Source organism: Terrisphaera buseokensis, from assembly GCF_047521145.2.
Taxonomy (GTDB): Bacteria; Verrucomicrobiota; Verrucomicrobiia; order Opitutales; family Opitutaceae; genus ER46.
On the sequence record NZ_CM134186.1, the window covers coordinates 1,225,306 to 1,251,752 of the forward strand.

The following is a 26,447-nucleotide window of genomic DNA, read 5'->3' on the forward strand; positions in this document are numbered from 1 at the left end:
ATGCTATTTCTTCTGGCTCTTCGGCTTGGGAGGAGGCGGTAGAGCGAACGCGATGGCCCGGGCGATAGCGATCGGAGACACCGTCGAGTGATTTTCGTCGGCGAACGAGGCGAAGCGGACCGCTACCTTGTCGGGTCCTGGTTTGCTGAGGCGCTCAGCCAGACCTTTGGCGTTAGGTACCATACCGTTGATTTCATCGTCCGCCTTCTTCTGCGGATTGGTACCTTTGTACTCCTCATCGCTTCCAACGGACAACATAAGCCGCAGCGTCAGGGAACCTCCGCGGACCTTTTCCGTGAATGCGGCTTCTCCCTCCAGCAAAGCGCGATCTCCCTGCCAAATCGACGGGCTCGATGAAAGATAAGTGGAATAGCGCTCAGGATTCTTGAAAAGCGCGCGGAGCACGGCGAGTCCGCCGAGGGATTTTCCGAAAAGCATGTACCGAGACGGATCGACGGCATAGCGAGCCGTGACGAAGGGTTTGACCTCCTCTTCGATAACACGGAGGAATGCATCGCAACCGCCTGAACCGTTGGGAAAGTATTTTTTCTCTTCGACGATTGTCAGGTCAACCGCACGTCTGCGGCTGATCTCGGCTCGATCCTCGGTAGGGTAGCCGATGCCGACGACAATCGCCGGCTCAAATGAGCCGCTGCCCCACGTGACGATGTCGGAGGCGATTCGGAAATACCAATAGCCGTCGAGCACGAAGAGGACGGGGTAGCGTTTGCCCTCCTCCATTTTGGGTGCGGAAATCATCACTCGATACGGCACTCCATTGATCCCCGAAGTGAATTCGAACTGGCGTTCGCGGGAGACGGTCACCGCCCCGGTCTCGGTGAAGGCCGAAGCCCCGGCCGGCATGGTTTTGTCAGCGGCGATTCCGGTGGCGGAAAGAAACACAGCTGCGAGCGCGGGTAGCGAGGAACGAGCGAACGCGAGGGGGTAAAACTTCGATGGGATCATGGGGAAGCCGGACGCTGTTCCGAGGAGCGGAAGTTTGATGCCTCGCGGTGTATCATTTCGCAAGCCGGCATTGCAGCTGGACATCAAGGTGATCCGTGCGGTCGGGAATCGTGGGACGTGGTTTGACCGTCGCCCGACGCGCTCTAACCTGTGGCATGGCTTCACCGCTGTCTCCCGAAGAAATGGCCCGGGCGGGCGCGTCGTTGCCCGGCTGGAAATGCGAGCGCCAGGCGCTCACGAAGACCTTCACGTTCGGATCGTTTCGCGAGGCGCTTAGCTTCATGGTGCGGGCCGGCTTCGACGCCGAGGAGCTGAACCACCACCCCGAGTGGACGAACATCTACAACCGCGTCGTCGTCCGGCTTGCGACTCACGACGCCGGAAACCAGGTGACCGCCAAGGACGTGGCCCTGGCGGAGCGGCTGGAGAAGATCGCGTGGGTGAAGTGACGCGACGCTCGGCGCGGCTTGGCCGGACGCAGGGTGGAAGCGGAAATCGGAGACCGGAAACCGGAGAGAACGATGCAGCGTTTGGTTTTCTCACTGCTCCCCGCTCTGAAGCCTTCGCTGAGGACCACCGTTGATATCCGTGCCATCCGCGTGATCCGTGGTCAAAACGAGTTGGAAGCAGCGCCCGCAATCATCGGGCTTTGACCGCGGATGGGGCGGAGAATGCGGATAGGCCCGGATCATTATTCGCACCGTCGGTGCGATTAGCGTTTACGACGATCCGGGTCAGTCCTTCTCCCTTCGCCCTTCTCCTTTCTCCGCGGTCGGAATCGACCGCCCTGTTCTCACATCCCGCGCATGAAATTGAACGTGCGATCGATCTGGCCGGGCAGCGGCTCGTGCGTGAAGTCCGGATAGATCACGATGTCCTTCTTCGCGGTGATCTTGTTGTAGGCGGCGAACTGCGAACTCGGTGAACAGATCGTGTCCATCAGGCCGGTGAACATCAGGACGTCGGCCCGTATGCGTGGCGCCAGATGCTGGATGTCGATGTAGCCGAGCTTGGTGAAGATCTCCTTCACGCGCTCGTGCCGCGGGTCGTGGTTGCGGAAGTACAGGCGCAGCTCCTCGTACGCATCGCGCGCGTAGTCCTGCTCCCACACGCGCTGATAGTCGCAGAGAAACGGGTACACCGGCGCGCTGCGTTTGATCCGCGGCTCGAGTGCCGCGCAGGCGAGCGACAGCGCGCCGCCCTGCGAAATGCCGAAACAGCCGACCCGCGTCGGATCCACTTCGGAAAATGCCATCACCACGCGCGCGAGCTGCGCCGTATCGAGAAAAATCTGACGAAACGCCAGGTTGCGCGGATCCGGATCGTCGAGTCCGCGAATGATGTGGCCGCGCAGCGTGGTGCCGCGCACGCGGCCGTTGTCCTCGGAGCGGCCGCCCTGGCCGCGGACGTCCATCGCGGCGTAACAAAATCCCTCCGCGGCCCAGCCAAACTTGTCGAGCCAGTCGCCCGTGTGGCCGGAGTAACCGTGAAACTGCAGCACCGCCGGGCGGCGGGCCGCGGCGGACGCCCGGGGCCGAATGTATTTGGCGTAGATGCGCGCGCCGCCAACGCCGGTGAACCAGAGATCGAAGCACTCGACGTGTTGCGCGGAGAGCAGCGGATTCGGCCGCAACTCCGGCTGCGGATCGGTGGCGTCGAGTTCCTGCAGCGCGCGGCTCCAGTAGTCGTCGAAATCGTCGGGACGCGGATTGCGCCCGCGGTAGTCGAACAGTTCAGGGAGCGGTTTGTCGATGAGCGGCATGGCGGCGAAACGGTGAGGCGGACGGAGCGAAGGGGAAGTTCACGCGAGCGACGCCCAATGCGGTCGTCGACTGCCGGCCCGCGCCCGGGTGGGTGCGGGTGGCGACGCCGGCGGTTTTTCGCGTTGTCATCACTCCGTCGCACGGCGTGAGTCGCCGCATGAAAGTCGCATTCATCAGTGGCACGAGCATCGTGAACTCCACGCTGTTCTCGTCCTGGGAGGTTCGCACCGTCGAGACAAAATACGGTCCCGTCACCTACAAGACGCGCGGCGAGCACGCGTTGATCAACCGCCACGGCTACTCGTTTCCGCTTCCGCCGCACTCGATCAATTACCGTGCGAACATCGCCGCGCTCGCGGATCTCGGCTTCAAGGACATCGTCTCGCTCAATTCGGTGGGCTCGCTCAAGCGAGAGCTGCCGCCGGGGACGTTTGTCTCGTGTGCGGACTATGTCGGCCTGCAGCAGGGACCGGCGACGTTCTTTGATCAGGAGCTGCGCGGGGGCGCACCGCTGATAGCCAACAATCTGATCCCGCAGCTCATCGCTGCGCTGGCGCCGGAGTTCACGATTCATCCGGGAAAGGTGTACGTGCAGATGCGCGGCCCGCGGTTCGAGACGAAGGCGGAGATTCGCATCGTGAAGGACTGGGGCGACGTGATCGGCATGACCGCCGCGCACGAGGCGGATCTCTGCACGGAGGCCGGCCTGCGCTACAACAGCCTCGCGCTGATTGACAACTACGCGAACGGCCTCGAGGGCACGGAGATCGACTTCGCGAAGTTCAAGGACCTCGTGAAGGACAACCAGGCCAAGGTGAACCGGCTGTTCGTGCGCCTGCTCGAGATTCTCGCGTAAACGAGTCGGTCCGTAAGGGGTCAGGTAACATGAGCGGCGGTCCGTAAGGGGTCAGGGCGTTCCACGTTGCAGCAAGCTGCAACGTGGAACGCCCTGACCCCTTACGGCTGGAAAGTCGGCCGGCTTCGCGCTACGCGGGAGCATGCGTTTTACTCTGCGAGTGGTTTCGATGGTGGCGTTGCTGGCGTGCACCGGCTCGCTTTCCGCCCAGACGCTCCCGGCCGGGGTCACCCGCGGGGCGAGCGTCGAGGGCGTCACCGAATACCGGTTACAGAACGGCCTGCGCGTCCTGCTCTTTCCCGACCCGGCCCGCGCCACGACCACGGTCAACATCGTCTACCTCGCCGGCTCCCGGCACGAGGACTACGGCGACACCGGGATCGCCCACCTTGTCGAGCACCTGGTGTCCTACGGCTCCCCGCGACATCCGGATGCGAAGGCCGAGCAGGCGGCGCGCGGCGCGCAGCGCAATGCGTCGACCTCGTATGACCGGACCAACTACTACGAGAGCTTTCCGGCGTCCGACGAGAATCTGGCCTGGGCCATCGACCTCGAGGCCGATCGCATGCGCGGTGCACCGATCAAGCGCGAGATCCTGGCGAGCCAGATGAGCGTGGTGCGAAACGAAATGGAACGCGGCGAAAACGATCCGGAACGGATCCTCTTCCAGCGGCTGCGTTCGACGGCGTACCTGTGGCACAACTACGGCAAGAGCACCATCGGCACCCGCAGCGACGTCGAGCAGGTGCCGATCGAGCGGCTTCAGGCCTTCTACGATCGCCATTACCATCCCGACAACGCCGTGCTGATCATCGCCGGCAAGCTGGATCCGGCGCGCACGCTCGGCTGGGTGGCGGAGAAGTTCGGCCCGATTCCGCGCTCGGCGCAGCCGATTCCGGCCACTTACACCGTGGAACCGACGCAGGACGGTGAACGCTCGATCGTGCTGCGGCGCGTGGGGGACGTGCAGGCGCTCCACGTGGGCTACCACGTGCCGGCGGGCTCGCATCCGGATCACGGGCCGGTGCGCGTGCTGATGGACGTCCTGACCGGCAGCCCGAACGGCCGGCTGTTCAAGGCCCTGGTGGAAACGAAGCAGGCCACCGCGGTCGGATCGAGCGCGCGCGGTTTGCGCGAGGCCAGCTACGCGGTCGTCGAGGCCCGGCTGCGCAAGGAGCAGTCGCTCGACGGCGTGCGCGCCACGATCCTGCAGACGCTCGACGGGCTCGCCACGAATCCGCCGACGGCGGAGGAGGTGAGTCGATCCCGGGAGAAACTGGTGCGCCAGGCCGAGCAGGCCCTCGCGGACTCGAGCGCCGTCGGCTTCGCGCTCGGTGAGGCCGCCGCGGTGGGCGACTGGCGGTTGGTGTTTCTCCAACGCGACTGGCTGCGGAGCGTGACGCCCGCCGAGGTCGCGCGGGTCGCGAAAACGTATTTCGTGCCGTCCAATCGCACGGTGGCGTCGTTCATCCCCGAAACCGAACCGCTGCGCGCCGAGATTCCGCCGGCACCGGCGATTGAAACGCTCGTGGCAAACTACAAGGGCGACGACGTCGTCGCGGCCGGCGAGGCGATCGATCCGTCGCCTGCGGCCCTCGAAGCGCGGATCCAGCGCGCAAAATGGCCCGGTGGCCTGAACGTGGCGTTGTTGCCCAAGCAGACGCGCGGTGCGGTCGTCCGCGCGGAACTGACGCTGCGCTTCGGCGACCCCGAGCAGCTGCGCGGAAAGCGCGCGACCTCGATGGCGGCGGGCACGTTGTTGATCCGCGGCACGGTGAACCGGAGCCGGCAGCAGATCGCTGACGAGCTGACGCGCCTGAAGGCCCGCATGTTCACGGCAGGTGGCGTCGGCAGCGTGACGCTCACGCTCGAAACGGTGCGCGCGAACCTGCCCGCGGTGCTCGCGCTGGCGGCCGAGGTGCTGCGCGAACCGGCGTTCGCGTCCGTGGAATTCGAGCGTTACCAGCAACAACAGATCGCGGCCTACGAGGCGCAGCGCGGCGATCCGCAGACGCTCGCGGGTCTGCAGTTGCAGCGCCATTTTCGTCCGCTGCCGGCGGACAATCCGCGCGCGGTGCTGTTGCCCGACGAGGCGATTGCGGGGCTGCGCGCGGTGACGGTCGAGGACGTGAAGACCTTCTGGCGCGAGGTCGCCGGCGCATCCAACGGCGAGTTCGTGGTCGTGGGCGATTTCGACGCCGCGGCGGTGCAGCAGCTCGGCCAACAACTATTCGGAAGCTGGAAGAGTCCGCGACCCTACCGATCCCTGCCGCGCGAAGCGGTGAAAGCGGAGCCGGTCAACGAACTGATCCTGACGCCGGACAAGGCGAACGCCTATTTCACCGCAGGCCTGCAGATCGCGGTCACGGACGCGCACGCGGATTATCCGGCGCTCGCGCTGGCCGGCTACATGCTCGGCGGCCACAGTGCGTCCCGCCTGTACCTGCGGATACGCGGCAAGGACGGCCTCAGTTACGGACCGAGCGCCTCGTTCACCGTGGCGCCCCGCGAACGTCTCGGCACGTTCACGGCGTCGGCGATCGCGAATCCCCCGAATATTCCCAAGGTCGAGTTGGCGTTTCGCGAGGAAATGGAGCGTGTGTTGAAGGACGGCTTCGCCGCGGACGAAGTGGAGCGGGCCAGAAACGGCTGGCTGCAGTCGCGTCAGCTCCAGCGTTCGCGTGACGAAACGCTCCTGAGCACCCTGCAGAGCCAGGCGCGCTATGGTCGCACCATGCAGTTCATCGCGGACCTTGATCGCAAGGTGGGTGAACTCACCGCGGCGCAGGTCACCGAGGCATTGCGGCGCCACTTCGATCTCGCGCAGGTCAGCGTGTTCAAGGCCGGTGACTTCAAAAAAGGGGCAGAGTAGGCCGCAGGGTGCGTGGGAAATGGCACATCGCTTGGTCTCGAATCTCAGATCTCAAATTCGAAATCTCAATTCTCGGACGCGGGTCTGGAGGATGCGGCCGGGCCGGCCGTGGACGTGAAATTCGATCCGTCAAAACGACGCTAAGACGCCGGGGGAACGGGTGAAACGATTTGCGCCGTTTTCGCGGGTTCCTAGCCTTGGCGGATGAGCGACTTTGTCCCCACCGGGCAGCTGACGGAGAGCCGGCAGGCATTGGATCGGCTGCGGGCGAACATGCGCGTCACGATTCGCGGCAAGGACGACGTCATCGAGCAGGTGCTCATCTGTCTCGCGGCGGGCGGGCATCTCCTGATCGAGGACTTGCCGGGCGTGGGCAAGACGACACTGGCGTACTCGCTGGCGCGCTCGATGGACTGCGCGTTCACCCGCATCCAGTTCACCAGCGATCTGCTGCCGAGCGACGTCACGGGCGTCGCCATCTACGATGAGACGGTGAAGGAGTTCGTGTTCAAAAAGGGACCTGTGTTCGCGAACGTGGTCCTGGCCGATGAAATCAACCGCGCCACGCCCAAGACGCAGTCGGCGCTGCTCGAGGTGATGGACCGCGCGCGCGTGACGGTGGACGGCGAGGCGCATCCGGTCGGCACGCCGTTCATGGTGTTCGCGACGCAGAATCCCGTCGACTACGAGGGCACGTTTCCGCTGCCCGAAAGCCAGATGGACCGCTTCCTGATGCGGCTGCGCATGGGGTATCCGGAAGCTGAGGACGAGCGCGAGATTCTGCGCACCGCGCGCGGCGGCTACGATGCGATCGCGTTGAATCCGGTCGTCACGCGCAGCGACATTCTCAGCCTGCAGGCGCTGGTGCCGCAGGTGTTCGTCGAGGACAGCGTGCTTGATTACATCCTGCGCATCGTGACGGCGACACGGACGGAGGCGGAGTTCCGCACCGGCGTGAGCGTGCGCGGCGGCGTGGCGTTACGCACGGCGGCGCAGGCGCGCGCGTTGCTGCGCGGCCGCGACTTTGTGCTGCCGGAGGATGTGAGCGAACTCGTCGGTGCGATCTTCACGCACCGCCTCGCGCTGGCGCGGCAGACCAGTGACGCGCTCGAGGAACGGCGTGCGGTGACCGCGGTGTTGCGCCGGATCATGGGGAGCCTGCCTGCGCCGCAGTAACGTGATCCGCTTACGCTCCCCGTTCCGTTTGCGCTAATTTGAGATCTCAGATCTCAAATTTCAGATCCGATCCCACCATGCCTGAAGGGCCGCACACCGAAACACCCTGGTCAGGTCCGGGCACCCGTCAGGTGTGGCGCGCGTTCACGTGGAGCGGCCTGCTGTGGTCGATGATTTATCCGCAGCGCGGTCAACGCATCCTGCCGACCCTCCCCGGCGTTGTGTTAATCGGGTTGTCGTTTGCGGTCGGTACGGCGGCGTACAATTCGTCGAGCAACATTCTTTTCATCACGCTCTCGCTGCTGCTCGCGTGCCTGATCCTGAGCGGCGTGCTGTCGTCGATGAATCTGCGGGGTGTCCGCTGGCGGCTGCAGCTCGCGCCGCCCTTGCGGGCCGGCCACGAGGCGGTGGCGGCGCTCGAACTGCGCAACCGCAAACGCTTCCTGCCCACCTACGGCCTGTGGTTTGATTTTGCGGCGCGCAGTGTCGATCCGATCGCGGGTCAGCGGGCCGAAATGACGCTCAGCGCGCGCAGCGCTGACATCCGGGCCGCGCTGGCCAAGGCGGATTTGGCGGAGAACCGCGGGCAGGTCGCCCTGATCGGCCGGCTGGATCCGGGCGGTGAAAGCCGCGTGGAGTGGGTATTCAAACCCGCGCGTCGCGGGCGTCTGCGCCTGGAACTCGTGAGCGTGGGATCGCTTTTCCCCTTTGGATTTTTGCGCAAGGACATCGGCACGGAGCTGATTCGGGAAACGATTGTCTGGCCCGCGCCCGTCGAGTACCGCCGGCACCCGGTCGCGACGCTCCGCCGATCCGCGGGCGGACAACGGATGGCGCGCGCCGGCAGCGGGGGCGATCTGCTCGCATTGCGGCGCTATGCGACGGGCGACTCGCACCGCTTGATCCACTGGAAGGCGAGCGCGCGGACGGGGAACCTGCTCGTTCGGCAGTTCGCCGCGGAGAGCGCCGAAGGTTACTCACTCTGGCTGCGGACGGATGCCGGCGTGTGGACGCAGGCGGAGCAGTTCGAGCTTCTGATCAGCTTCGTCGCCACGCTGGTGGAGGATCTTTTCCGCGCGGGCCGGCTGCTTCAATTCGCCCTCGATGCCGCGCCTCCCGTCGTGATGCGGCGCGTGCATGACTTGGAGCTGGTGCTCGATCAGCTGGCGCTCGCGCGGCCGGTGGGAACCGTGCTTGCAGTGAGTGAAGGCCCGGCGACGAAGCAGAGCCTGATGACATTTGCCCCGGAGGGTACGCGCGGGGTCGCGGCCTTCGTCGACGGGCAGAAAGCAGCGTCCGCATGAAGGCGCAAACGGAAGCACAAGCCGCTGGTCTGCACCGTGCGGAAAGCAGGCGGGACGCCTGCGCTCCCGGACGCCGGCCGCAGCTCACGTCGGACGAGCTGCAACATCTCAAGTGGCTGCTCGGCGGCCTGCTCACGCTGCTCGCGATCTCGACGGTGATCTACATGGACGTCGACGCGTGGACGCTGCTCGCGCTCACCGGGATCTCGACGCTGGCCGCGATGGCGCGGCCGACGCTGCCCGGCCGCGTGCCTTCGCTGGCGCACACGCTCACGTTTCCCGCGATCGTGGCGTTTTTCGCAATCGACCTCTGGCTGCGGTCGGAAGTGCTGCCGGCGATGGTGCGGCTCGACATGCTGCTGCTGCTGTATCGGGGAATCAGTTACCGGCAGCGCCGCGACGATCTGCAGATCATCGTGCTGGGTTTGTTCCTGATCGTGGTCGCCGGCGTGCTGACGGTGTCGCTGCTGTTTGCGGTGCACATTCTCATCTACACCGGTTGCGCGCTGGCGCTGCTGCTCGTGGTTACCTTGAGCGACAGCCAGCGCGGTTCCGCGCCGGCGGGGCGGGTGGCCTTTGGCGAGACGCCCGCGTGGGCGTTGCACGCGAACACCCGGCAGCTTTTGCGGCACATCCGCCAGGTCACGGACTGGCGGGTGGTCGCGCTGGGCGCGGTGCTGTTTGCCGGCGTGGTCGGCGTATCCGCGCTGCTGTTTCTCGCGATCCCGCGCTTTCAGATCGAAAACAGCATGTTCCTCGATCGGCTGATTTCGAAGAAGGCCAAATCCGGCTTCAGCGATGAAATCCGCTTCGGCGAGGTCGCGGAAATCCAGCAGGACACCAGCGTCGCGCTCAGCGTGGACGTGTCGGATCCCGCGGCGATTCCTGCGGATCCCTACTGGCGCATGCTGGTGCTCGACTCCTACCAGAACGGAAATTTCCGGTTCTCGCGCGGCCTGCGCAACGACGCACTGGAGGGTCCGCGAACCGCGGCCAGCCTGATCGGCCACGCGCCGATGCGCCGCAACGACACGGTGCAGTGGACGTTTTTCCTGGAGTCGGGAGTCAGCCGTTTCCTGCCGATGCTCGGCCCGTTTGCATCGCTGCAATTTCGCGAAACCCAGAACTTCCGCTATGCGCCGCGCCTGGTGATGGTCGCGCTGCGCGAGGATCCGGTAACGATGACGGCGTATCGGGTGGAAGGATTCGATCTGTCACCGGCGCTGCCGGACCCGCGCTTCGCGGAGCTTTGGAAAGTGCGAAGCGAGCTGCCGGAGCGGCGTGCGGAGTTGCAGTCGTGGCTGCCGGCGTTTTCGCACGAGCCGGATCGGGCCACGCTCGCGCGCGTGCTGACCGACGCCACCGGCGGGGCGACGCTGCCCGCGCCGGAATTTGCGCGGCGCGTGAGCGAGTGGTTGAAGCGCAGTCATGCGTATTCGCTGTCGCCGATCATTCCCGGCGGGGCCGGCGATCCGCTGGTGCGGTGGCTGGCGTCCAAGTCGCCCGGACACTGCGAGCTGTTCGCCGGTTCGTTTGTGCTGCTGGCGCGGGCGGCGGGATTTCCCGCGCGCGTCGTGATTGGTTTTCACGGTGGCACGTGGAACGCGTACTCGAACAATTTCACGATTCGCAACGCCGACGCGCACGCATGGGCGGAGATTTTTGACGCGGACTCCGGCGCTTGGCTGCGCACCGATCCGCTGGCCGTGGGTGCGGCGATGCAGACGGTCACGGGCCAGGGCGAGGCAGCGATCGCGGCGCGGCTGGATCGCAGCTGGAAGGCGCGGCTGGATAGCCTGCGCGTGTTCTGGTACCGGCGCATCGTGAGTTTCGATCAAGGCTCGCAGGTTGAGACGTTGAAGCTGGTGAAGGAGGCGACGCAGGCTTCGGGCAAGGCGTTGCGCGAAGTCCTGACCGAAGCGGTCGCCTACGTGAAGTCGTGGCTGACGGCGCCATGGGACGGACGGCGGCTGGCGTCGGTGCTAGGCGTTGTTGCCGTGATTGCCGCCGCAGTCTGGAGCTGGCAGCGCTTTGGCCGGAGTTGGTGGCGGCTGCGACCACGCGGGCGGGGCGTCCGCCGCGACGATCCGGTGCGCCGCGAAGCGGGACGCTGGCTCGGGCGGCTGGCAGCGGTCGAGGCGAACGCGAACACGAGCGAGGTCGGCGCCGTCGTGTCGCAGCTGCAGCGCCTGCGTTTCGGTGCGCCCGCCACGTGGTCGGAACCGACGCAGACGTTCAAGGCGGCGCGACGAACCGTGCGCGAGGCCGGGCGGCGGACGGTCGGATCGGCGAAGTGAATCGAGCATCCCTTCGCGTTTGCAACGTGGACGTGACCACGAGTGCGGACGAAAGGTCGTTCGATCGCTCGCGGCCACTCGCTGGCGCACGCAGACAACTCGGTCGGCGGTGCGTCACTCCGTCTTGAACGGCGACACGAACTGCGGGAGCGACGGCACGGCCTTCTTTTCGAAATATTTTTTCATCACCGTGCTGATGATCGGGCCGGCGTTGGCGCCGCCGTAGAAATCTTCACCGATGGTATCGCCCTCGATCATCACGGCCATGGCGATTTCGGGTTTATCGACGGGCGCGAAGCAGATGAACCACGCGAGATTGATTGTGCCCAGTTTGCCTTCCTTCGTGACGCGCAACTGCGCGGTCCCGGTCTTGCCCGCGAGCGTGACGCCCGGAATCCGATACTGATTCGTGTTCAGGATTTTTCCGGTGCCGCGGATGATGGCGCCTTCCATGCCTTCGATGAGCGCGGCGCGTTGCGCGGGCGTGAGGCCGATGGGATCGAAGCGCGGCGGGATGCGTTTCGGGTCATGCACGAGCGTGGGCTGCGTGAACACTTCGTTGCGTGCGACCGACGCGGTGAAACATGCCATCTGCAACGGACTGACGAGGACGAAGCCCTGGCCGATCGAAGCCTGGGCCGTGTCGCCCGGCACCCAGCGCATGCCCTTCTCGCGATACTTCCAGGCGAGGTCGGGAATGATCATGCGCGACTGCTCGTGCGGGAGCTCGATCCCGGTCGGCCGATCCAAATGAAAGCGCCGGCCCTCGGCGGCGAGGAAGTCCGGCGTCATCAGTTCACCGGCCTTGTAGTAATAGATGTCGCAACTCTGCGCGATGGCTTCGCGAAGCAGCACGTTGCCGTGCTGGCCGTGACCGACGTCGCAACGCATCACGCGATCGCCGACCTGATGGTAGCCAGTACAATTCACAATCGCGTCATCCGGCGTGATCACGCCGCGGCGGAGGCCGGCGATGGAGGTCAGAATCTTGAACGTCGAACCGGGCGGATAAAAACCGTTGAGTGCGAGGTTGGTCCACACGCCGCGTTCGTTCATGTCGGCCACGGTTTCGCGCGAGGCTTTCGGCGAGAATTTGCTCAGATCGAAATCCGGCTTGCTGGCCATGACGAGCACTTCGCCGGTACGGATGTCGATCGCCACGGCGGCGCCGGTCTGATCGCCGATGGCTTCCTCGGCGGCGATTTGAAGCTCGATGTCGAGCGACGTGACGAGGTGTTTGCCCTGCTTGGGCGCGCGACTCTCGAGCGGCGGATTGATTTTGTAGCCCGAGGGATCCACGCGATAGATGCGACCGCCGGCCTCGCCCTGGAGTTGTGCGTCGAAACGGAGCTCGAGCCCGTCCTTGCCGCTCGTGCCTGGCATCTTGAACGTGGTCAGATCATCGCCGGGAAAGCCCTCGGCCTCGACGCTGGCGTCGGCGCGCACGTACCCAAGCGTGTGCGCGGCGGCCGAACCGTACGGATACGAGCGGACATTCGACGCGTACACCTCGAGCGGGGAGCGCACGGGCAGTTTCTCGATCAGTCGCGCGTATTCGGTGGAGTCGAGATTGTCGACGAGCTTGAACGGCAGCAGCAGCTGGCGCTCGAAGTGCCGCTGCAGTTCGCGGGCGTTGATCTTTTCCTCGCGCTTGAGAATGCCGTTCACCTGATCGAGGTAACGCTGCGCGAGCGACACGCGGGAAATCTGCTGCAGCTCCCGATAGCTCGGGATGTCCTTGTCGTCGACGGCGCGATAATTGTTGCGGATGCGGATGCGTTCGCGATCGAGCTCGGACTTCAATTCGTCGAGGTGCAGCAGCACGGCGAACCGGTGGTTGTTGCCGACGAGCAGCTTGCCAGTGCGGTCGTAGATGTTGCCGCGCGGGCCGGGAAACAGCACGCGCCGCTGGTTCTGTTGCCGCTCGGCGCTCGCGTGTTCGCCGGTCTTCGTCAGCTGGCGGTAGGCGAGTCCGGCCACGAGCGTCAGCAGCAGCGCCGCGAGCACGAAGTAGAAAAAGATGATGCGCGGATCGTAGCTCTTGTGCGACTCGAGGAGACTGCCCGAGCGGTCGGCGAGATTGGTGTCGTTGTGGGCCATGGGGCGCGGACGAACGAGCGTCAGAGGGCGTCGTCGCGCCGGACCTGCGCCAGGGCCAGGCCGCCGGCCTGCAGCGCGAAGAACCACGGCGTAATCAGCGCCAGCAGCACCTGGGAGCAGAGCAAATCAACGACGAGCCGCGGCCAGTGGGCCGACGGGAACGGTGAGCCGTGGATTTGAACGATCGAAAACATGAGGAAGAGCGCGAGATTCGTGAGCAGGACGACGGCGATCACGCTGACGTTATCCTCCCGCGGGACGCGTTCGCGGACGTGGAAAAGAATGAGATGCGCCGCGGCAAAGAGCAACAGGTGCAGGCCGAAAGTGACCGGGGCGTTGGCGTCGCAGATCAGTCCCGCGATGAGGGCGGTGAGCAGGCCCGGCCCCGGCGGCTGCGAGAGCGCGGCGAATGACACGTACAGAGCGCCCGCAAACACATACACCTGCCAGCTGGACAGCGCATCGTTCACCAACGTCACGATCGTCCAGAGCAGCAGCTGGGAAGCGATGAGGACGAGGGTGCGGCGCATTCGGACAATCCAGTTGAAAGGTGAAGGGTGAAAGTTGAAAGCGTCAGAGCTTCTCAGCGAGTCGTGCTTTCAACTGCCGTTTACTTTTCTCCGAGCGGCACCAGTACGGTGACCTCGGTCAGGGAGCCGAGCCGCTCGTCGAGTTTGACCTCGCCGGATTGGAAGAGGCCGTCGCTGCCCATCGACGCGCGCGTGATGGTACCGAGCATCAGGCCGGGGGGAAACACGCCGCCGAAGCCGGACGTGACGAGCCGCTTCGGCGTGCCGGGCGTGGCGACGATGTCGAGCGGGACGAATTCCACGACGCCGGTGGGCGGGGCGAAGGTCGGATTCACGCCGCCTTGGAAGGTGATCGGCCGCGTGTCGCCCTCGACGACACCGGCGAGCCGGATGTTCGGACTGCTGATCAACTCCACGACGGCGGTCATGGCGCGCACCTCGGTGACCTTGCCGACGACGCCACCGGTGAACACCACGGGCGCGTCGAGCGGGATGCCGAAATTCTTCCCTTTGCGGATCACGATGCGCTGCCACCAGCCGGAGAAATCGCGGCGAGCGACGCGGGCGTGTTCGTAACGATATTCGGTGAACGACGGCAGGCGCAGCAGGCTCTCGAGCCGGCTGATCTCGGACTGGAGCTCGCTGTTGCGCTGCACTGCGAGTTCGTAGGACGAATTGATGCGGGCGAGATCGACGCCGGCCTCGATCAGCTGGTTCTTCGAGTGCAATCGCAACGACCAGAATTCCTGCAGGTCGCGCACCTTGGACGTCGCGAGGCTGATCGGCGCGGTGAGTTCAAAAAAACTCGCCCGCAGAAACGTCTTCACCGCGGTCGGCACCAGCAGCCAGCCGATCACGACAATCGCGAGGGTGACGAACGGGCGGGCTTGATCGAGGCGTTTGAAGGGCACGGGGCGCAACGCGCACTAGCGCGCGAGGGACGGGTGAAAGAGTGGGGGTGCGAAGGATAAGGCGGCTTCGGTTTGAGCGCGCTCGCGCCCGTCGATTGCTTGGCGAGCCGCGCGCCCTCGCAATGCCAAACTGTCGTAAACTACGCCGCCATCGCGGTCGTGAGCCGAGGTGGACGAGCGACGTTGCGGCGCCTGGGGGACAAGGCGCCCTACCTCGTCGCCGCCGACCGATTCGCCGCTCACACGTTCTGCATCAACCACGAAAGATCGTTCAGCACGGCGCCGGTGCCGTTGGCCACGGCGGAGAGCGGGTCGTCGCTGACGGTCACCGGCAGGCCGGTTTTTTCGCTCAGCAGCTTGTCGATGCCACGGATCAGCGCGCCGCCACCGGCCATCACGAAACCGCGGTCGACGAGATCGGCGGAAAGTTCGGGCGGGCAGCGTTCGAGCGTCACGCGGACGGCGTCGACAATCGAGGCGATCGTATCGGCGAGGGCTTCACGGATCTCCTGCGACGTGATGTGAATCGTTTTCGGCAGTCCGGCGACGGAATCGCGGCCCTTGACCTCCATCGTGAGTTCCTCGTCCAGCGGATACGCCGACCCGACGCGCATCTTGATCTCTTCCGCGGTGCGTTCACCGATGAGGAGATTGTACGCGCGCTTCATGTAATTGATGACGGCCGTGTCGAGTTCGTCGCCCGCGACGCGGATCGATTTCGAAAACACGATGCCGTTGAGCGAAATGATCGCGATCTCCGTCGTGCCGCCGCCGATGTCGACGATCATGTTGGCCGCGGGTTCATCGATGGGCAGACCGACGCCGATGGCGGCGGCCATGGGCTCGGGAATCGTGATGACGTCACGCGCGCCGGCGTGCATCGCGGATTCCTTCACCGCGCGTTTCTCGACCTCGGTGATGCCGGAGGGAATGGCGATGACGACGCGCGGCGGGGCACGGAAGGCGTTGCTCGAGACCTTGCGGATGAAATAACGCAGCATCGCCTCGGTGACATCGAAGTCGGCGATGACGCCGTCCTTCATCGGACGGATTGCGGTGATGTTGCCAGGCGTGCGTCCGAGCATGCGTTTGGCTTCATCTCCGACCGCGCGCACCTTGCGCGTGCTGGTATCGAGTGCCACGACTGACGGCTCACGAAGAACGATGCCCTTGTCTTTGACGTAAACGAGCGTGTTGGCCGTGCCGAGGTCGATGCCGATGTCGTTGGAGAAATAGCCGAAGATATTCGCCATGATGCGGGTGCAGGAAGCGGGAGAGTGGCGGCGTATCCGCCGACGGAAACGAATCGGCGGTGCCAGTGAGTGTCAACGAGGGAAATGCCGCGGCGTGCTGCGGTGTGCGCGAGCTTGACGCTCCACGCGCTTCAACGCGTCTTCTACGCAGCGACGGCGCAGCCATGAACGGCTTTCACTTCATCCAGGATCTGGCGGTCATCCTCGTCGTCGCGGGCGTGGTGGGTTGGATCTGCCAGCGGATCGGGCTCTCCGTAATCGTCGGCTTTCTCGTGGCGGGCATGGTGGTCGGACCGCACACGCCGATCACGCTGGTGGCGGACGTGGAGCGCATCGATACGCTCGCGCAGATCGGCCTGGTGTTCCTGATGTTTTCCATCGGGCTGCAGCTCAGCCTGAAGAAGCTCCGTCGCCTCGGGCTGTCGCTCATGGTGGCGACGTTTGTCGGCGCGATTATCATGTATCACCTGTCGCGGCTGCTGGCGCTGTCGATGGGGTGGGGCGTGCGCGAGGGGCTTTTCCTGGCCGGGATGCTGATGGTGTCGTCGTCGGCCATCATCAGCAAGATTCTGCAGGAAACGGGCCTCAACCACGAGCGTTCGGGCCAGTTCGCGATGGGCGTGGCGGTGGTCGAGGACGTCGTCGCGGTCGTGATGCTGACCATCCTGAACTCGATGGTGCAGCTGGGCCAGGGCGGGAACAACCGCGTGCCGGAAACGCTGCTGCTGCTGGGCGCCTTTGTCGTGCTGGCCGGCATCGGCGGCCTGCTGCTCGTGCCGTGGCTGCTGAAGCGGATGAGCATCTCCGCCGACGAGGAACTGCAGACGCTCGGCATGGCCGGCCTGCTGTTCGGGCTGGCGGTGGTGGCGCAGACGGCCGGATATTCGCTCGCGCTGGGCGCGTTTCTGCTCGGCACGATCGTGGCCGAGACGCCGCACCGGCACCAGGTAGTCCGGACGTTTGAGGGCATGCGCGATGTGTTCAGCGCGGTGTTTTTCGTCGCGATCGGCATGCAGATCGACGCGCTCGATCTATGGCGCGAGGCCGGCGTGATCGTCGGCATCGCCGCCTTCACGCTGCTGGCGCGGCCGCTCGCCGTCGCCACGGGACTGAGCTTGATTGGCACGCCGTTGAAGGAAGGGCTGCGCACGGGGTTGATGGCGGGAACCATCGGCGAGTTTTCCTTCATCATCGCGCAGCTCGGCGTGGCCTCGAAAGTGGTGCCGGCCCGCTTTTATCCCATCGCGGTCGGCGTGTCGCTCATCACCACGCTGATGGCGCCCATCCTGATGCGGCGTTCGGAGGCGATCGCGGATGCGGCGGTGACGCGGCAACCCAAGTGGCTTGAGGATTGGTGGCGCGTGTATCACGGCTGGCTCGCACGCATGCGGCAGCGAACCTCGCGGAATCTCCTCTGGCAGCTGAGCCGCAAACGCGTCGTACAGCTGACCGTCGGCGTTCTGTTTGTGACCGGACTCATCGTGTTTTCAGGGCAGCTCTTCGCGGTGGTGGACGACTGGCTCGGGCGACGCTTTCCGCCGAACGTCGTGCAACTCGGCTTCTGGGTGGCGCTGGCGTTGATCGTCCTGGCACCGTTGGTGGCGATCTGGCGCAACCTGTCCGCGATGGCGATGGTGTACGCCGAGATTTCCACTCGCGGCCATGCCGAGGCCAAGCGCATGCGCCGTGTGATCGAGGTCGCGCTGAAGGTCGGCGCCGGCGTGATGATTTATCTCTGGCTGGTGGCGGTCCTGCCCGCCGACGGCACGGCGCACTGGCTCCTGCTGGTCAGCGCGATCGTGGCGGTCCTCGCCGTCATCGTGCTGCGCCGGAAACTGATTTACTGGCACAGCGAGATGGAGGTCGAAATTCTCAACGTGATGGACACGGCGGAGAGCCGGATGACGGCGACCGAAGCGCCGTGGCTGGCGTCGCACGGTGAATGGAATCTGCAGATGATCGACTGCACGCTGCCCGACTTGGCGGACTGCCAGGGCAAACCGATCGCCGAGCTGGATCTGCGCGCGCGTTTCGGCTGCACCGTCGTGGGCATCGAGCGGCAGGGTTACATGATTCCGCTGCCGCCGCCCGACGCGGTGCTGTATCCGCGCGACAAGGTCCTGCTGATGGGCACGGTGGACCAAGTGAAGGCCGGCCGGAAGTTTCTCTCCGCCGTGTCCGGCGCGCCCGTGACGGACTCCGTGTTCGCGGAGGTGCGGATGGAGTCAGTCGTGCTGCCGCCATGGAGCCGCGCGGCGGGCCGGACGCTGGGTGAATTGTCCCCGGCCCGGAATCACGGAGTGCAGATCGCGGGCGTGCATCGCGGCGGCCTGCGTATCCTGAATCCCAGTGCGGCCGAGCGACTCGAGAACGGCGACGAGATCCTGATGCTCGGGACGCCGGTGCAGAATCAGGATTTCAAGACGTGGCTGCGTGAGCGCGTGGAACCGTCGGATGCGTCCGCGGCGGGATAGCGGGGTCGCGCGGTGCCGGAGCGGGACAATAAAAAAGCGCGCCGGTGAGGGCGCGCTGTAAAGCGGGAGGTCGCTACGGGCGACTCAGTTGGTGCCGTGACGAATCGTGGTCGTCTCGACTTTTTTCACTTCCGTCGGCGCCGGCTTTGGCGCGGCGGGCTCGGGTTCCGGATCATCCTTGGAAGACTTCTTGAACTCTTTGATCGACTGTCCGAGGCCCTTCGCCAGGCCGGGAAGCTTGGAGCCGCCGAACAGAACGAGCAGGATCACCAGGATGATGATGAGCTCAGGCGCGCCAAGTCCCATGATGGCTAGAATGCTGACAGTGGGCGAGATCATGATGCAGCAACGTAGGCCGGGTTGAGGGTCTGTAAAGCGACAAATCGGGGTTACGGTGCGAGCCACACAACCTCGTCGCCGGGTGACGGTTGGCCGGCAACGATTTTGGTGCCGAGAGTTCGACCACGCAGGAAGCGCGACGCGCGCAAACGCGCCGTTTCCTGCAGCGCAGGCGTGCGTCCGATCAGTTCCGTGCCGTCGGCCACCGCGGCCGGCGGCGCATCGCCCGCCACTTCGACCACCGCGGTGCGTTGACGCGAATCGACGGCGATGATCCGGCCGACGATCAACCGCGGGCTGGGTAGCAGGGCGTCGGGCGCCAGCGTGACCGGTGTCGGGCCCGGAGGCGTCTTACTCGGCTTCGCGCTCTGGCAGCCACCGAGGCAAAAAAACACCGCCAGCGGCGCAAGCACGGTGGCGGTGAACTTCATTGCGACGGACGGGCCCTCAAAGCTTCGGCAGCGGGAAACCCAGACCACCCGGCAGGCTGCCGGCGCCGAGCGGACCACCCGTGCCGCCGCTCGGAGGCGGGGGGACGGGCGCGCCCGGAGGCCGGGCGGTTGCGGCGACCTTGAGCAGGTTCTGCGCGTTGTCGATTTGCTCGGCGTCGAAGAAGCCGTGGAGCTGGCGGATACGCGTCGGGTGACGCATTTTCCGCAGGGCCTTCGCCTCGATTTGGCGGATGCGCTCGCGCGTGACTTTGAACTGCTTGCCGACTTCCTCGAGCGTGCGGCTGTAGCCGTCGACCAGGCCGAAACGCAGGGACAACACGCGACGCTCGCGCTCGGTCAACGTGTCGAGCACGTCGATGATCTTTTCGCGCAGGAGCGAGTAGGCCGTCATGTCGTACGGATTCTCCGCCGACTTGTCCTCGATGAAATCGCCGAAACTGGTGTCGTCGCCATCGCCCACCGGCGACTGCAGCGAGATGGGCTGCTGCGCCATCTTCATGATCTGCTGCACGCGCTCGACGGGCAGGTTCATCTCGTCCGCGACCTCCTCCGGTGTCGGTTCGTGACCGTATTCCTGGAGGAGCTGCTTCTGCACCTGCATGACCTTGTTCAAGGTCTCGATCATGTGCACCGGTATGCGGATGGTGCGGGCCTGGTCGGCGATCGAGCGGGTGATGGCCTGGCGGATCCACCACGTGGCGTACGTGGAAAACTTATACCCGCGACGGTACTCGAATTTTTCGACCGCCTTCATCAGGCCCATGTTGCCCTCCTGGATCAGGTCGAGGAACGAGAGGCCGCGGTTCGTGTACTTCTTCGCGATCGAAATCACGAGGCGGAGATTGGCCTCGACCATCTCGGTCTTGGCTTTGTGCGCTTCGCGCACGTGCACCATCGTCTGGTTGACGACGGCCTGCAGCTCGGGGCAGCCGATGCGCTGCTGCGCCTCGATCTGCTTCAGGCGAACCTGAATGGTCTTCGTGTCGATCGCCGCGTCCTTCTTCGTCTTCGGATGCTTCGCGCGATCGAGCTGCTGGTGCAGCGAGTCGATTTCCTCGAGGATCGGCTTCAGCTGCTCGAGGTATTCCTCGTACACTTTCAGCTTGAAGAAGAATTTTCCGAAGTAGGAGCGGAGGACGTTCTCGCGCTTCCGAAACTTCGCCAGGACCTTTTTCCGCTCGGCGTCGCCCCGGGCTTTTTGAAATTCGTCCCACGCCTCGGCCACGCCGATCTCGGAGCTCTGGGTGTTTTCGACGAGCTTTTGCAGTCCCTTGAAATAGGCTTCGCGCGATTCGATCTTCTTGTCGATGACGACGCGATCGAAGCGTTCCTCGCGGTTGAGCAGCTTGGCGCCGAGGCCGCCGATGTAGGCGCCGATCGCGGCCGCCTGGAACAAGGCTTCCTGCGCCTTGAGTTCGGCCGTCTCGATGCGCTTGGAAATTTCCACTTCCTGCTCGCGGGTCAGCAGCGGGACCTGGCCCATCTGCTTGAGGTACATCCGCACCGGATCGTCGAGAATGTCATTCTGCGACGTCCGCGATTCCTCTTCTTCCGCCTCTTCCTGCCGCTGCTTGTAATCCTCGACCTGATCCGGCTCGAGAATTTCGATTTCGAGATTCTGCAGAATCGAAAGGACGTTATCGATTTCCTCCTGATTTTCGACCGACTCCGGCAGCGCTTCGTTGATGTCGTCGAACGTGAGATAGCCCTGTTCCTTCGACAGGCGAATCAGGTGGCGAATCTTGTCGTTGATGCCGCCGGCGGGGATGTTCTCAGCTCCTGGAACGGCGCCCTCCGCAGCATGCGGCGTGGCTTTGGCGAGAGCAGCCTCGACGGCTTCGGACTGGGCTGAATCGGCGGATGCGGACTTGGACTTGCGCGACATGTGGAAGGAGAGAGGCGACCGAACGAACGGTGAACGCAAAAATGATCAAATCGCCGCCGCCAAAACGAGCGGCGTGCGGAGCTGGCGTTGCAATTTATCGCGTTCTTTCAACAGAGAAATTGGGTCAGAATCACTGTCCGCATGGGGGTTGGCCAAAGCAAGTTCTATTTGCCGCAAACGCGGTTCGAGCGACCGGGCGCGGAGTCGCCCAAGCCCTTCTTGCGCCACTTTTACCGGATCGTCGATGACCGGTGACTCAAAGAGCAGGGTGGCGACAAGTGCACGCTCCTCCGCCGTTTCCAACAGCGCATCAAGGTGATCGCGGCCGGGCCAGGCATCCTGCTCGAATTCGGCGAGGAAGCGGTTGAGCAGCGCCCCGGCCCGGTGGCCCTGATCGATCCAATCGTGCTGCAGCGCGTGGCTCAACGGCTTGCCGAGCGTCTCGAAATGGAGACAGAGCATGAGCAACTCGTGCTCGGGCGTGACCGAGAGCGTCGCGCGAACGGGGTCGGACCCGGACGGCGTCGGCTCGGGTCGCGCCGCCGCCTGCCGGCGCTGCCGGGTGTCGAAGGCGTCGAATTCCTGCTGCATCACGCGCGGCAGGAGCGCGAGGTTGGCCGCGGCTTCGCGAATCAGGTTGGCGCGCGTGGCCTCGCTGGAGCTCGCGCCGATGATTTCGGCGAGCGATTGCGCGGCGCGACTGCGTTCCTCGGGACTGGCCTTCTGCGGGTTGGGCAGGACGGCCCGGGCCGCAAATGCGATCGCGCTCTGCGCATGCGACTGCACCTCGGCGTAGGCGGCGATGCCGCGCTCGAGGAAGAGCAGGTCGGGGTCGAGTTTCTCGGCGCCCGCGAGGGTGAGGAAGCGAACTTCGATGCCCGCCTTGACCGCCATCGGCAGGAACCGCAGCGCCGCTTTCTGGCCCGCGCTGTCGCTGTCGAAAAAGCATTCCACCTGCGTGTGGTAACGTCGCAGCAGCACCAGCTGACCCTCGGTGATGGAGGTGCCTTGAGGCGCGATCGCGGTCTTCAGTCCGACACTCCAGCAACGCAGCGCATCGAGCTGGCCCTCGACCAACACGAAGGGTTTCCCGTCGCCGACCGCGGTGCGGGCGCGGTCGAGGTTGAAGAGCAGATTGCCCTTCGTGAAAATCGGCGTCTCCGGCGAATTGACGTACTTCGCCTCGCGCGCGGGATCGTCGTCCGGCGTGCGGTCCGTCTGGCGCGCGGTGAAGGCCACGACGCGTCCCTGGTGATCGCGGATCGGAATCATCAGCCGGCCGCGAAACCGCGGGCGCAGCGTGCCAAGCGTGACCTGCGCGTCTTCGTAAATGAAGAAGAGCCCGCAGCGACGCAGCGCGTCCTCGGAGAATTTTCGGCGCAGCAAAAGCGCGCCGAGGCCGCTGCCGGTTTCATCGGCGGCTCCAATCTTGAATTCGTCGGCCAGCTCGAGCGGAAATCGCCGTTTCCCCGTCCACAGCTCGCGCATGTAGTCGCCGGTCGCGTCCTTGGCGCGGAAGGCCTGGTGGAAGTGTTCGGCGGCCGCGTCGTGCAGGTCGAAGATCTCCTGACGCAAGGATCGCTCCGCGGTCGTCGGTCCGCCGGAGCCTTCTTCGTATTCGATTACGACGCCGAAGCGTTTGCCGAGCGCCTCGACTGCTTCCGTGAAGCTCAACTGCTCCGTTTCCCGCACGAAGGTGATGGCATCGCCGGCTTTGCCGCAGCCAAAGCACTTGTAGAAACCCTTGTCGGCATCGACGTGGAATGACGGGGTTTTCTCGTTGTGAAACGGACACAGCCCCTTGAGTCGCGTCCCACCCGCCTTGCGCAGCGTGACGACCCGCGACACCACGTCGGCGATGTTCACGCGCAGTTTCAGGTCGCGCACACAGGTGGGTTTGATGACGGGCATGTGGCGGCGAAAAAAGAGCCGGAGATCGGCCCCGGCGTGGATCAGCGCGGCGCGGTCGGCAAAGAATGCACTTTCAACCGGTGCACCCCACTGTCAAGTTTCGCGCCCTTGGCGAAACCCCGGTAACCAAGTTTCTCCGGGCTGGAGGAAACTTCGCGCCTTGCCAGACGACACATCACCCATGCGCTTGCTTACACTTTCGCTCCTTGGCCTCGCGATTCTTCCCGCGCTGGCCGGTGCCGCGGCTCCCGCTGCCACGCCGTCCACTGCCGGGCCCGCCCCCGCGACGCCCAAGGTGGGCCAGCCCACGGAGCCGGTGTGGCAGTCGCGTCTGACCGGCTTCGACGAGGCGACCTACGATCGCCAGGTCGAAAAAATGATCACCATCTTCGAGCAGACCACGGGCAAGAAGCTTGTCCCGGGGCCGAAGAAGAAGGCCGGCCTGAAGATTTACGCGGACTCCGGTCCCGGCATGGCCACGCCGGTTCCGCTGGTGAAGGCCGTGATCTCGGCGCTCAAGCGCCGTGGCTTCGAGCATTCGAATATTTTTCTCGTCGGCCTCAACGCCCTGCGGCTCCGCATGACCGGCTACCTGCCGTCGCTGGTTTCGGGCCAGACGCCCTTTTTCGGCAACCCGGTCTACGTGCTCGAGTCGGGCCGTTACTACGATCCACTGTGGTTCTACGACTCGCCGCTCCCGCAGCGGTTCGATCCGATTTTCGCGCAGGAGCAGACGAAGGGCGTGACGGCCACGACGACCAAGGACGAGGACCGCAAGAGCTTCCTCGCGACGCCGCTGTTTCTCGATGCCGACTTCTGGATCAACATTCCCGTCTACAGCGATCATCCGACGCTCGGCATCAACGGCGCTCTCGTAAATGCGACGCTCTGGAACGCGTCCAACACGGCGCGCTTCTTCCGGTCGCCCGCCAACGCGCCCGCGGCCGTCGCCGAAATGAGTGCGATTCCCGAACTGCGCCAGACCTGGATGTTCACCATCGCCAGCCTCGAGCACTACCAGTTCATCGGCGGCCCTTTCTTCAATTCGCTCTACACCGTGTCCGAGCCGTTGCTGTGGCTGAGCAACGATCCCGTGATGATGGATGCGTTGGCGCGCGATCGGATCAATTCGCACCGCAAGAAAGAGGGCTTCGAGCCCGTCGATGAGGAAATCCGCACGCTGGAGTTTGCCGAGACCCTCGGCGTCGGTTCGACCAAAATCAAACAGGTCAAAATGATCCCGGTGGAGTGAGGAGGCTGGGTGGAGGGTTTGAGGCTGAGCGTTGGGTGGCCGACATGACCTGGGGTTCATACAGGACACCTTATCGGCGTCGTGCCGGGCTCTGCTCTCAACTCTCAACCCTGAACCCTCAACTCCTATGGCAACTTCCCGCTTGCGACCTGCGGAGCGGTGGGCCCAAGTGTTACTTGCGATAACGACATGACACCTTCGGCGTATCTTCCCTTTCTGATTCAGGCCATTCTGGCCGCCGTGATCACGGGTGGCGTGATTGCCGCGAGCCATCTGTTCGGGCAACGCTCGAAGCAGTCGAAAATCAAGGATTCCGCCTACGAGTGCGGCGTGCCGGCCGAGGGGCTCGTGCACACGCGGTTCTCGGTGAAGTTTTACCTCACGGCGCTGCTCTTCATGCTGTTCGACCTCGAGGTCGTGATCCTGATTCCGTGGACTTTCATTTATCGGGAGTTTCTGGCCAATCACATCGCGATTCTCGGCCCCATCCTCTTTTTCATCGGCGTGCTGATTCTCGGACTCGTTTACGAAGTCAAAAAGGGCGCGCTGCAGTGGGAAAAGTGAAGCCCCAGTCGAGGAGTCGAGCGGTCGAAAAGTCGAGGAGCGGGATACAATCTTCGGGCGGTTCAGGTCAGAGTCGGTCGATCGCCTCGATGCGTCTGCTCAGGTCTTCTCACCTTCTCGTCTCCCCGCCTTCCCGACTCTGAATCACCATGCGGCTCGACAAGATCATCGCCCGGGGTCGCATCGTTGATCTGACCAGCCTCGATCTCGAGGGTGCGTTGCAGGAATTGCTCGCCGTCTGCGTCGAGAAGTTTCCCGACCTCAAACCCGAGGCGCTGCTCAAGGGCCTGCTGGCCCGCGAGAGCACGATGACGACTTACCTGGGTTTTGGCGTGGCGCTGCCCCACGTGCGGGTGAAAATGTCGCGCCGCTACATTCTCGCCATTGGCCGCAGCCGCGTGGGCATCCGTCACGATGGCGCGCTGGCCGACGAGCGCGTGCACTTGATCGTCATGCTGATCGCGGGCGAGAACGCGCGCGACTACCTGCAGGTGCTGGCCTCGCTCGCGCGGCAGGTGAAGGACAAGGAGCTGGTTGATAATCTCGTCAACGCCCCGGACCTTGACGCGCTCTACGAGCGGATGGTCGGTGGTTTCGGCGGGTTGCGCGCCGTCGAGGCCCAGCAAAACCGCGTCAACCGGCTGATGTTTCGCGAGGCCGAGCGCGTGGCGCAGGGCGCCGATTGCAGCGCGGTCATGGTGTTTGGCGACACGTTCATCGGCGGCATCCAGCCGGGCGTGCTGCGTTCGAAGCTCAAGACGATCCTTGTCACCCGCACCGCCATCGAGACGGGCGATGAAGGCGAGTTCAGTGTGACGCTGCAGGTGCGCTCCTTCTCCAACCAGCGGCTCGCCCAATTGCGGAGTGCCATGCTGGTCGCACTCACCCGGGGAGTCATTAAATTCACGGATCGCATCTGCTGCGTGGGCGGCATCACGGGCAGCAACCAGTTCGACACCCTCGTGGTGGTCGACGTCGAGCGGGAGTTCCAGACGTTGCTGACCGGTTCGACTGCGGACCTGCTGCCGGCCGACGTGAAACCCGAGGTGCTGGAGCGGATCATTGCCGTGGCCACGGAGCTGGCGGTCGAGGGCCGCGAGGGCCGGCCGGTCGGCTGTCTCTTTGTGGTCGGCGCGGACGAGAAGGTCGGCGCGTTGTCGAAGCCGCTCGTGTTGAATCCATTTTATGGCTACAAGGAGGAGGATCGGAACATCCTCAATCCCTTCATGGATGAAACCGTGAAGGAGTTTTCCTCGATCGACGGCGCATTCATCATCCGGGGCGACGGCGTGGTGGAGTCGGCCGGCAGCCTGATTCAGGCGACCGACAGCACGCACGAGCTGCCCAGCGGCCTTGGCAGCCGGCACGCCGCCGCGGCGGCGATCAGCGTGGCGACGAACTGCATTTCGATCGTCGTGTCTTCGAGCACAGGTCAGGTCACGCTCTTTCGCCGGGGCGTCATGCTGCCGCTGACGGAGAAGCGCCGCTAGCGGCGGACGTGCGGCACCTGCGGTGGGCCGGCCGCGGGCGTCTGCCAATGCC

At 64.7% G+C, this 26,447-nt stretch carries 20 protein-coding genes; 10 read left to right on the forward strand and 10 right to left on the reverse strand.

The window, feature by feature from the left end; translation table 11 throughout:
* Positions 1-3 precede the first annotated feature (3 nt).
* Complete coding sequence (locus ACLJEU_RS04375; RefSeq protein WP_414660786.1) at positions 4-966, reverse strand: alpha/beta hydrolase; 963 nt, start codon at positions 964-966, stop codon at positions 4-6.
* Between the two features lie 155 nt (positions 967-1,121).
* On the opposite strand from ACLJEU_RS04375, the gene ACLJEU_RS04380 reads away from it, so the two are divergent.
* The gene (locus tag ACLJEU_RS04380; RefSeq protein WP_414660785.1) at positions 1,122-1,415 is read left to right on the forward strand and encodes a 4a-hydroxytetrahydrobiopterin dehydratase; all 294 of its coding nucleotides are present in this window, start codon (positions 1,122-1,124) and stop codon (positions 1,413-1,415) included.
* Positions 1,416-1,759: 344 nt separating this feature from the next.
* Here ACLJEU_RS04380 and ACLJEU_RS04385 read toward each other — a convergent pair whose 3' ends face one another.
* A complete protein-coding gene (locus ACLJEU_RS04385; protein ID WP_414660784.1) occupies positions 1,760-2,728 on the reverse strand; it encodes an acetylxylan esterase in 969 nt (322 codons plus the stop codon).
* 158 nt (positions 2,729-2,886) lie between these two features.
* Here ACLJEU_RS04385 and ACLJEU_RS04390 point away from each other — a divergent pair, with 158 nt between their 5' ends.
* From ACLJEU_RS04390 to ACLJEU_RS04410, 5 genes are all read left to right on the forward strand, one after another.
* Positions 2,887-3,585, forward strand: a complete 699-nt coding sequence (locus ACLJEU_RS04390) for an MTAP family purine nucleoside phosphorylase (RefSeq protein ID WP_414660783.1) — start codon at positions 2,887-2,889, stop codon at positions 3,583-3,585.
* A 142-nt stretch (positions 3,586-3,727) separates the two neighbouring features.
* Positions 3,728-6,457 (forward strand): M16 family metallopeptidase, encoded by a 2,730-nt coding sequence (locus tag ACLJEU_RS04395; protein ID WP_414660782.1) that lies wholly within the window; start codon positions 3,728-3,730, stop codon positions 6,455-6,457.
* A 204-nt stretch (positions 6,458-6,661) separates the two neighbouring features.
* Complete coding sequence (locus ACLJEU_RS04400; protein WP_414660781.1) at positions 6,662-7,633, forward strand: AAA family ATPase; 972 nt, start codon at positions 6,662-6,664, stop codon at positions 7,631-7,633.
* Positions 7,634-7,710: 77 nt separating this feature from the next.
* On the forward strand, positions 7,711-8,937 hold the full coding sequence (locus ACLJEU_RS04405) for a DUF58 domain-containing protein (protein ID WP_414660780.1): 1,227 nt from the start codon (positions 7,711-7,713) through the stop codon (positions 8,935-8,937).
* Complete coding sequence (locus tag ACLJEU_RS04410) at positions 8,934-11,234, forward strand: DUF3488 and transglutaminase-like domain-containing protein (protein WP_414660779.1); 2,301 nt, start codon at positions 8,934-8,936, stop codon at positions 11,232-11,234. The genes ACLJEU_RS04405 and ACLJEU_RS04410 overlap by 4 nt, the downstream gene beginning before the upstream one ends.
* 114 nt (positions 11,235-11,348) lie before the next feature.
* Here ACLJEU_RS04410 and ACLJEU_RS04415 read toward each other — a convergent pair whose 3' ends face one another.
* The 4 genes from ACLJEU_RS04415 to ACLJEU_RS04430 all read right to left on the reverse strand — a co-directional run bounded on the left by ACLJEU_RS04415 (position 11,349) and on the right by ACLJEU_RS04430 (position 16,028).
* Entirely contained in the window at positions 11,349-13,334 is a 1,986-nt protein-coding gene (locus ACLJEU_RS04415) for a peptidoglycan D,D-transpeptidase FtsI family protein (RefSeq protein WP_414660778.1), read from the reverse strand.
* A gap of 20 nt (positions 13,335-13,354) precedes the next feature.
* Complete coding sequence (gene mreD, locus ACLJEU_RS04420) at positions 13,355-13,864, reverse strand: rod shape-determining protein MreD (RefSeq protein ID WP_414660777.1); 510 nt, start codon at positions 13,862-13,864, stop codon at positions 13,355-13,357.
* Positions 13,865-13,944: 80 nt separating this feature from the next.
* Positions 13,945-14,775: a rod shape-determining protein MreC gene (gene mreC / locus ACLJEU_RS04425; protein WP_414660776.1), complete on the reverse strand. Its 831-nt coding sequence runs from the start codon at positions 14,773-14,775 to the stop codon at positions 13,945-13,947.
* Positions 14,776-15,014: 239 nt separating this feature from the next.
* A complete protein-coding gene (locus ACLJEU_RS04430) occupies positions 15,015-16,028 on the reverse strand; it encodes a rod shape-determining protein (RefSeq protein WP_414660775.1) in 1,014 nt (337 codons plus the stop codon).
* Positions 16,029-16,192: 164 nt separating this feature from the next.
* On the opposite strand from ACLJEU_RS04430, the gene ACLJEU_RS04435 reads away from it, so the two are divergent.
* Positions 16,193-18,502 (forward strand): cation:proton antiporter domain-containing protein, encoded by a 2,310-nt coding sequence (locus ACLJEU_RS04435; RefSeq protein ID WP_414660774.1) that lies wholly within the window; start codon positions 16,193-16,195, stop codon positions 18,500-18,502.
* A gap of 84 nt (positions 18,503-18,586) precedes the next feature.
* On the opposite strand, the gene tatA is transcribed toward ACLJEU_RS04435, so the two are convergent.
* Genes tatA through dnaG form a run of 4 tightly spaced genes read right to left on the reverse strand, consistent with a single transcriptional unit; the run spans position 18,587 to position 23,089 of the window.
* Positions 18,587-18,841, reverse strand: a complete 255-nt coding sequence (gene tatA / locus ACLJEU_RS04440) for a twin-arginine translocase TatA/TatE family subunit (RefSeq protein ID WP_414660773.1) — start codon at positions 18,839-18,841, stop codon at positions 18,587-18,589.
* Positions 18,842-18,891: 50 nt separating this feature from the next.
* Positions 18,892-19,272, reverse strand: a complete 381-nt coding sequence (locus ACLJEU_RS04445) for a hypothetical protein (protein WP_414660772.1) — start codon at positions 19,270-19,272, stop codon at positions 18,892-18,894.
* Positions 19,273-19,288: 16 nt separating this feature from the next.
* Positions 19,289-21,178 (reverse strand): RNA polymerase sigma factor RpoD, encoded by a 1,890-nt coding sequence (gene rpoD / locus ACLJEU_RS04450; protein ID WP_414660771.1) that lies wholly within the window; start codon positions 21,176-21,178, stop codon positions 19,289-19,291.
* A gap of 45 nt (positions 21,179-21,223) precedes the next feature.
* A complete protein-coding gene (gene dnaG, locus ACLJEU_RS04455) occupies positions 21,224-23,089 on the reverse strand; it encodes a DNA primase (protein WP_414660770.1) in 1,866 nt (621 codons plus the stop codon).
* A 181-nt stretch (positions 23,090-23,270) separates the two neighbouring features.
* On the opposite strand from dnaG, the gene ACLJEU_RS04460 reads away from it, so the two are divergent.
* The 3 genes from ACLJEU_RS04460 (at position 23,271) to ACLJEU_RS04470 (ending at position 26,395) form a co-directional block, all read left to right on the forward strand.
* Positions 23,271-24,341, forward strand: a complete 1,071-nt coding sequence (locus ACLJEU_RS04460; RefSeq protein WP_414660769.1) for a DUF362 domain-containing protein — start codon at positions 23,271-23,273, stop codon at positions 24,339-24,341.
* Between the two features lie 189 nt (positions 24,342-24,530).
* On the forward strand, positions 24,531-24,905 hold the full coding sequence (locus tag ACLJEU_RS04465) for an NADH-quinone oxidoreductase subunit A (RefSeq protein WP_414660768.1): 375 nt from the start codon (positions 24,531-24,533) through the stop codon (positions 24,903-24,905).
* Between the two features lie 149 nt (positions 24,906-25,054).
* Positions 25,055-26,395, forward strand: a complete 1,341-nt coding sequence (locus tag ACLJEU_RS04470; protein ID WP_414660767.1) for a diadenylate cyclase — start codon at positions 25,055-25,057, stop codon at positions 26,393-26,395.
* Positions 26,396-26,447: the final 52 nt, after the last annotated feature.

What these genes read in the sequence shown, in the direction of transcription:
- ACLJEU_RS04375 (WP_414660786.1), bottom strand. Translation starts at nt 966, where the DNA reads ATGATCCCATCGAAGTTTTACCCCCTCGCGTTCGCTCGTTCCTCGCTA.
- ACLJEU_RS04380 (WP_414660785.1), top strand. Translation starts at nt 1,122, where the DNA reads ATGGCTTCACCGCTGTCTCCCGAAGAAATGGCCCGGGCGGGCGCGTCG.
- ACLJEU_RS04385 (WP_414660784.1), bottom strand. Translation starts at nt 2,728, where the DNA reads ATGCCGCTCATCGACAAACCGCTCCCTGAACTGTTCGACTACCGCGGG.
- ACLJEU_RS04390 (WP_414660783.1), top strand. Translation starts at nt 2,887, where the DNA reads ATGAAAGTCGCATTCATCAGTGGCACGAGCATCGTGAACTCCACGCTG.
- ACLJEU_RS04395 (WP_414660782.1), top strand. Translation starts at nt 3,728, where the DNA reads ATGCGTTTTACTCTGCGAGTGGTTTCGATGGTGGCGTTGCTGGCGTGC.
- ACLJEU_RS04400 (WP_414660781.1), top strand. Translation starts at nt 6,662, where the DNA reads ATGAGCGACTTTGTCCCCACCGGGCAGCTGACGGAGAGCCGGCAGGCA.
- ACLJEU_RS04405 (WP_414660780.1), top strand. Translation starts at nt 7,711, where the DNA reads ATGCCTGAAGGGCCGCACACCGAAACACCCTGGTCAGGTCCGGGCACC.
- ACLJEU_RS04410 (WP_414660779.1), top strand. Translation starts at nt 8,934, where the DNA reads ATGAAGGCGCAAACGGAAGCACAAGCCGCTGGTCTGCACCGTGCGGAA.
- ACLJEU_RS04415 (WP_414660778.1), bottom strand. Translation starts at nt 13,334, where the DNA reads ATGGCCCACAACGACACCAATCTCGCCGACCGCTCGGGCAGTCTCCTC.
- mreD (WP_414660777.1), bottom strand. Translation starts at nt 13,864, where the DNA reads ATGCGCCGCACCCTCGTCCTCATCGCTTCCCAGCTGCTGCTCTGGACG.
- ACLJEU_RS04430 (WP_414660775.1), bottom strand. Translation starts at nt 16,028, where the DNA reads ATGGCGAATATCTTCGGCTATTTCTCCAACGACATCGGCATCGACCTC.
- ACLJEU_RS04435 (WP_414660774.1), top strand. Translation starts at nt 16,193, where the DNA reads ATGAACGGCTTTCACTTCATCCAGGATCTGGCGGTCATCCTCGTCGTC.
- tatA (WP_414660773.1), bottom strand. Translation starts at nt 18,841, where the DNA reads ATGATCTCGCCCACTGTCAGCATTCTAGCCATCATGGGACTTGGCGCG.
- ACLJEU_RS04445 (WP_414660772.1), bottom strand. Translation starts at nt 19,272, where the DNA reads ATGAAGTTCACCGCCACCGTGCTTGCGCCGCTGGCGGTGTTTTTTTGC.
- rpoD (WP_414660771.1), bottom strand. Translation starts at nt 21,178, where the DNA reads ATGTCGCGCAAGTCCAAGTCCGCATCCGCCGATTCAGCCCAGTCCGAA.
- dnaG (WP_414660770.1), bottom strand. Translation starts at nt 23,089, where the DNA reads ATGCCCGTCATCAAACCCACCTGTGTGCGCGACCTGAAACTGCGCGTG.
- ACLJEU_RS04460 (WP_414660769.1), top strand. Translation starts at nt 23,271, where the DNA reads ATGCGCTTGCTTACACTTTCGCTCCTTGGCCTCGCGATTCTTCCCGCG.
- ACLJEU_RS04465 (WP_414660768.1), top strand. Translation starts at nt 24,531, where the DNA reads ATGACACCTTCGGCGTATCTTCCCTTTCTGATTCAGGCCATTCTGGCC.
- ACLJEU_RS04470 (WP_414660767.1), top strand. Translation starts at nt 25,055, where the DNA reads ATGCGGCTCGACAAGATCATCGCCCGGGGTCGCATCGTTGATCTGACC.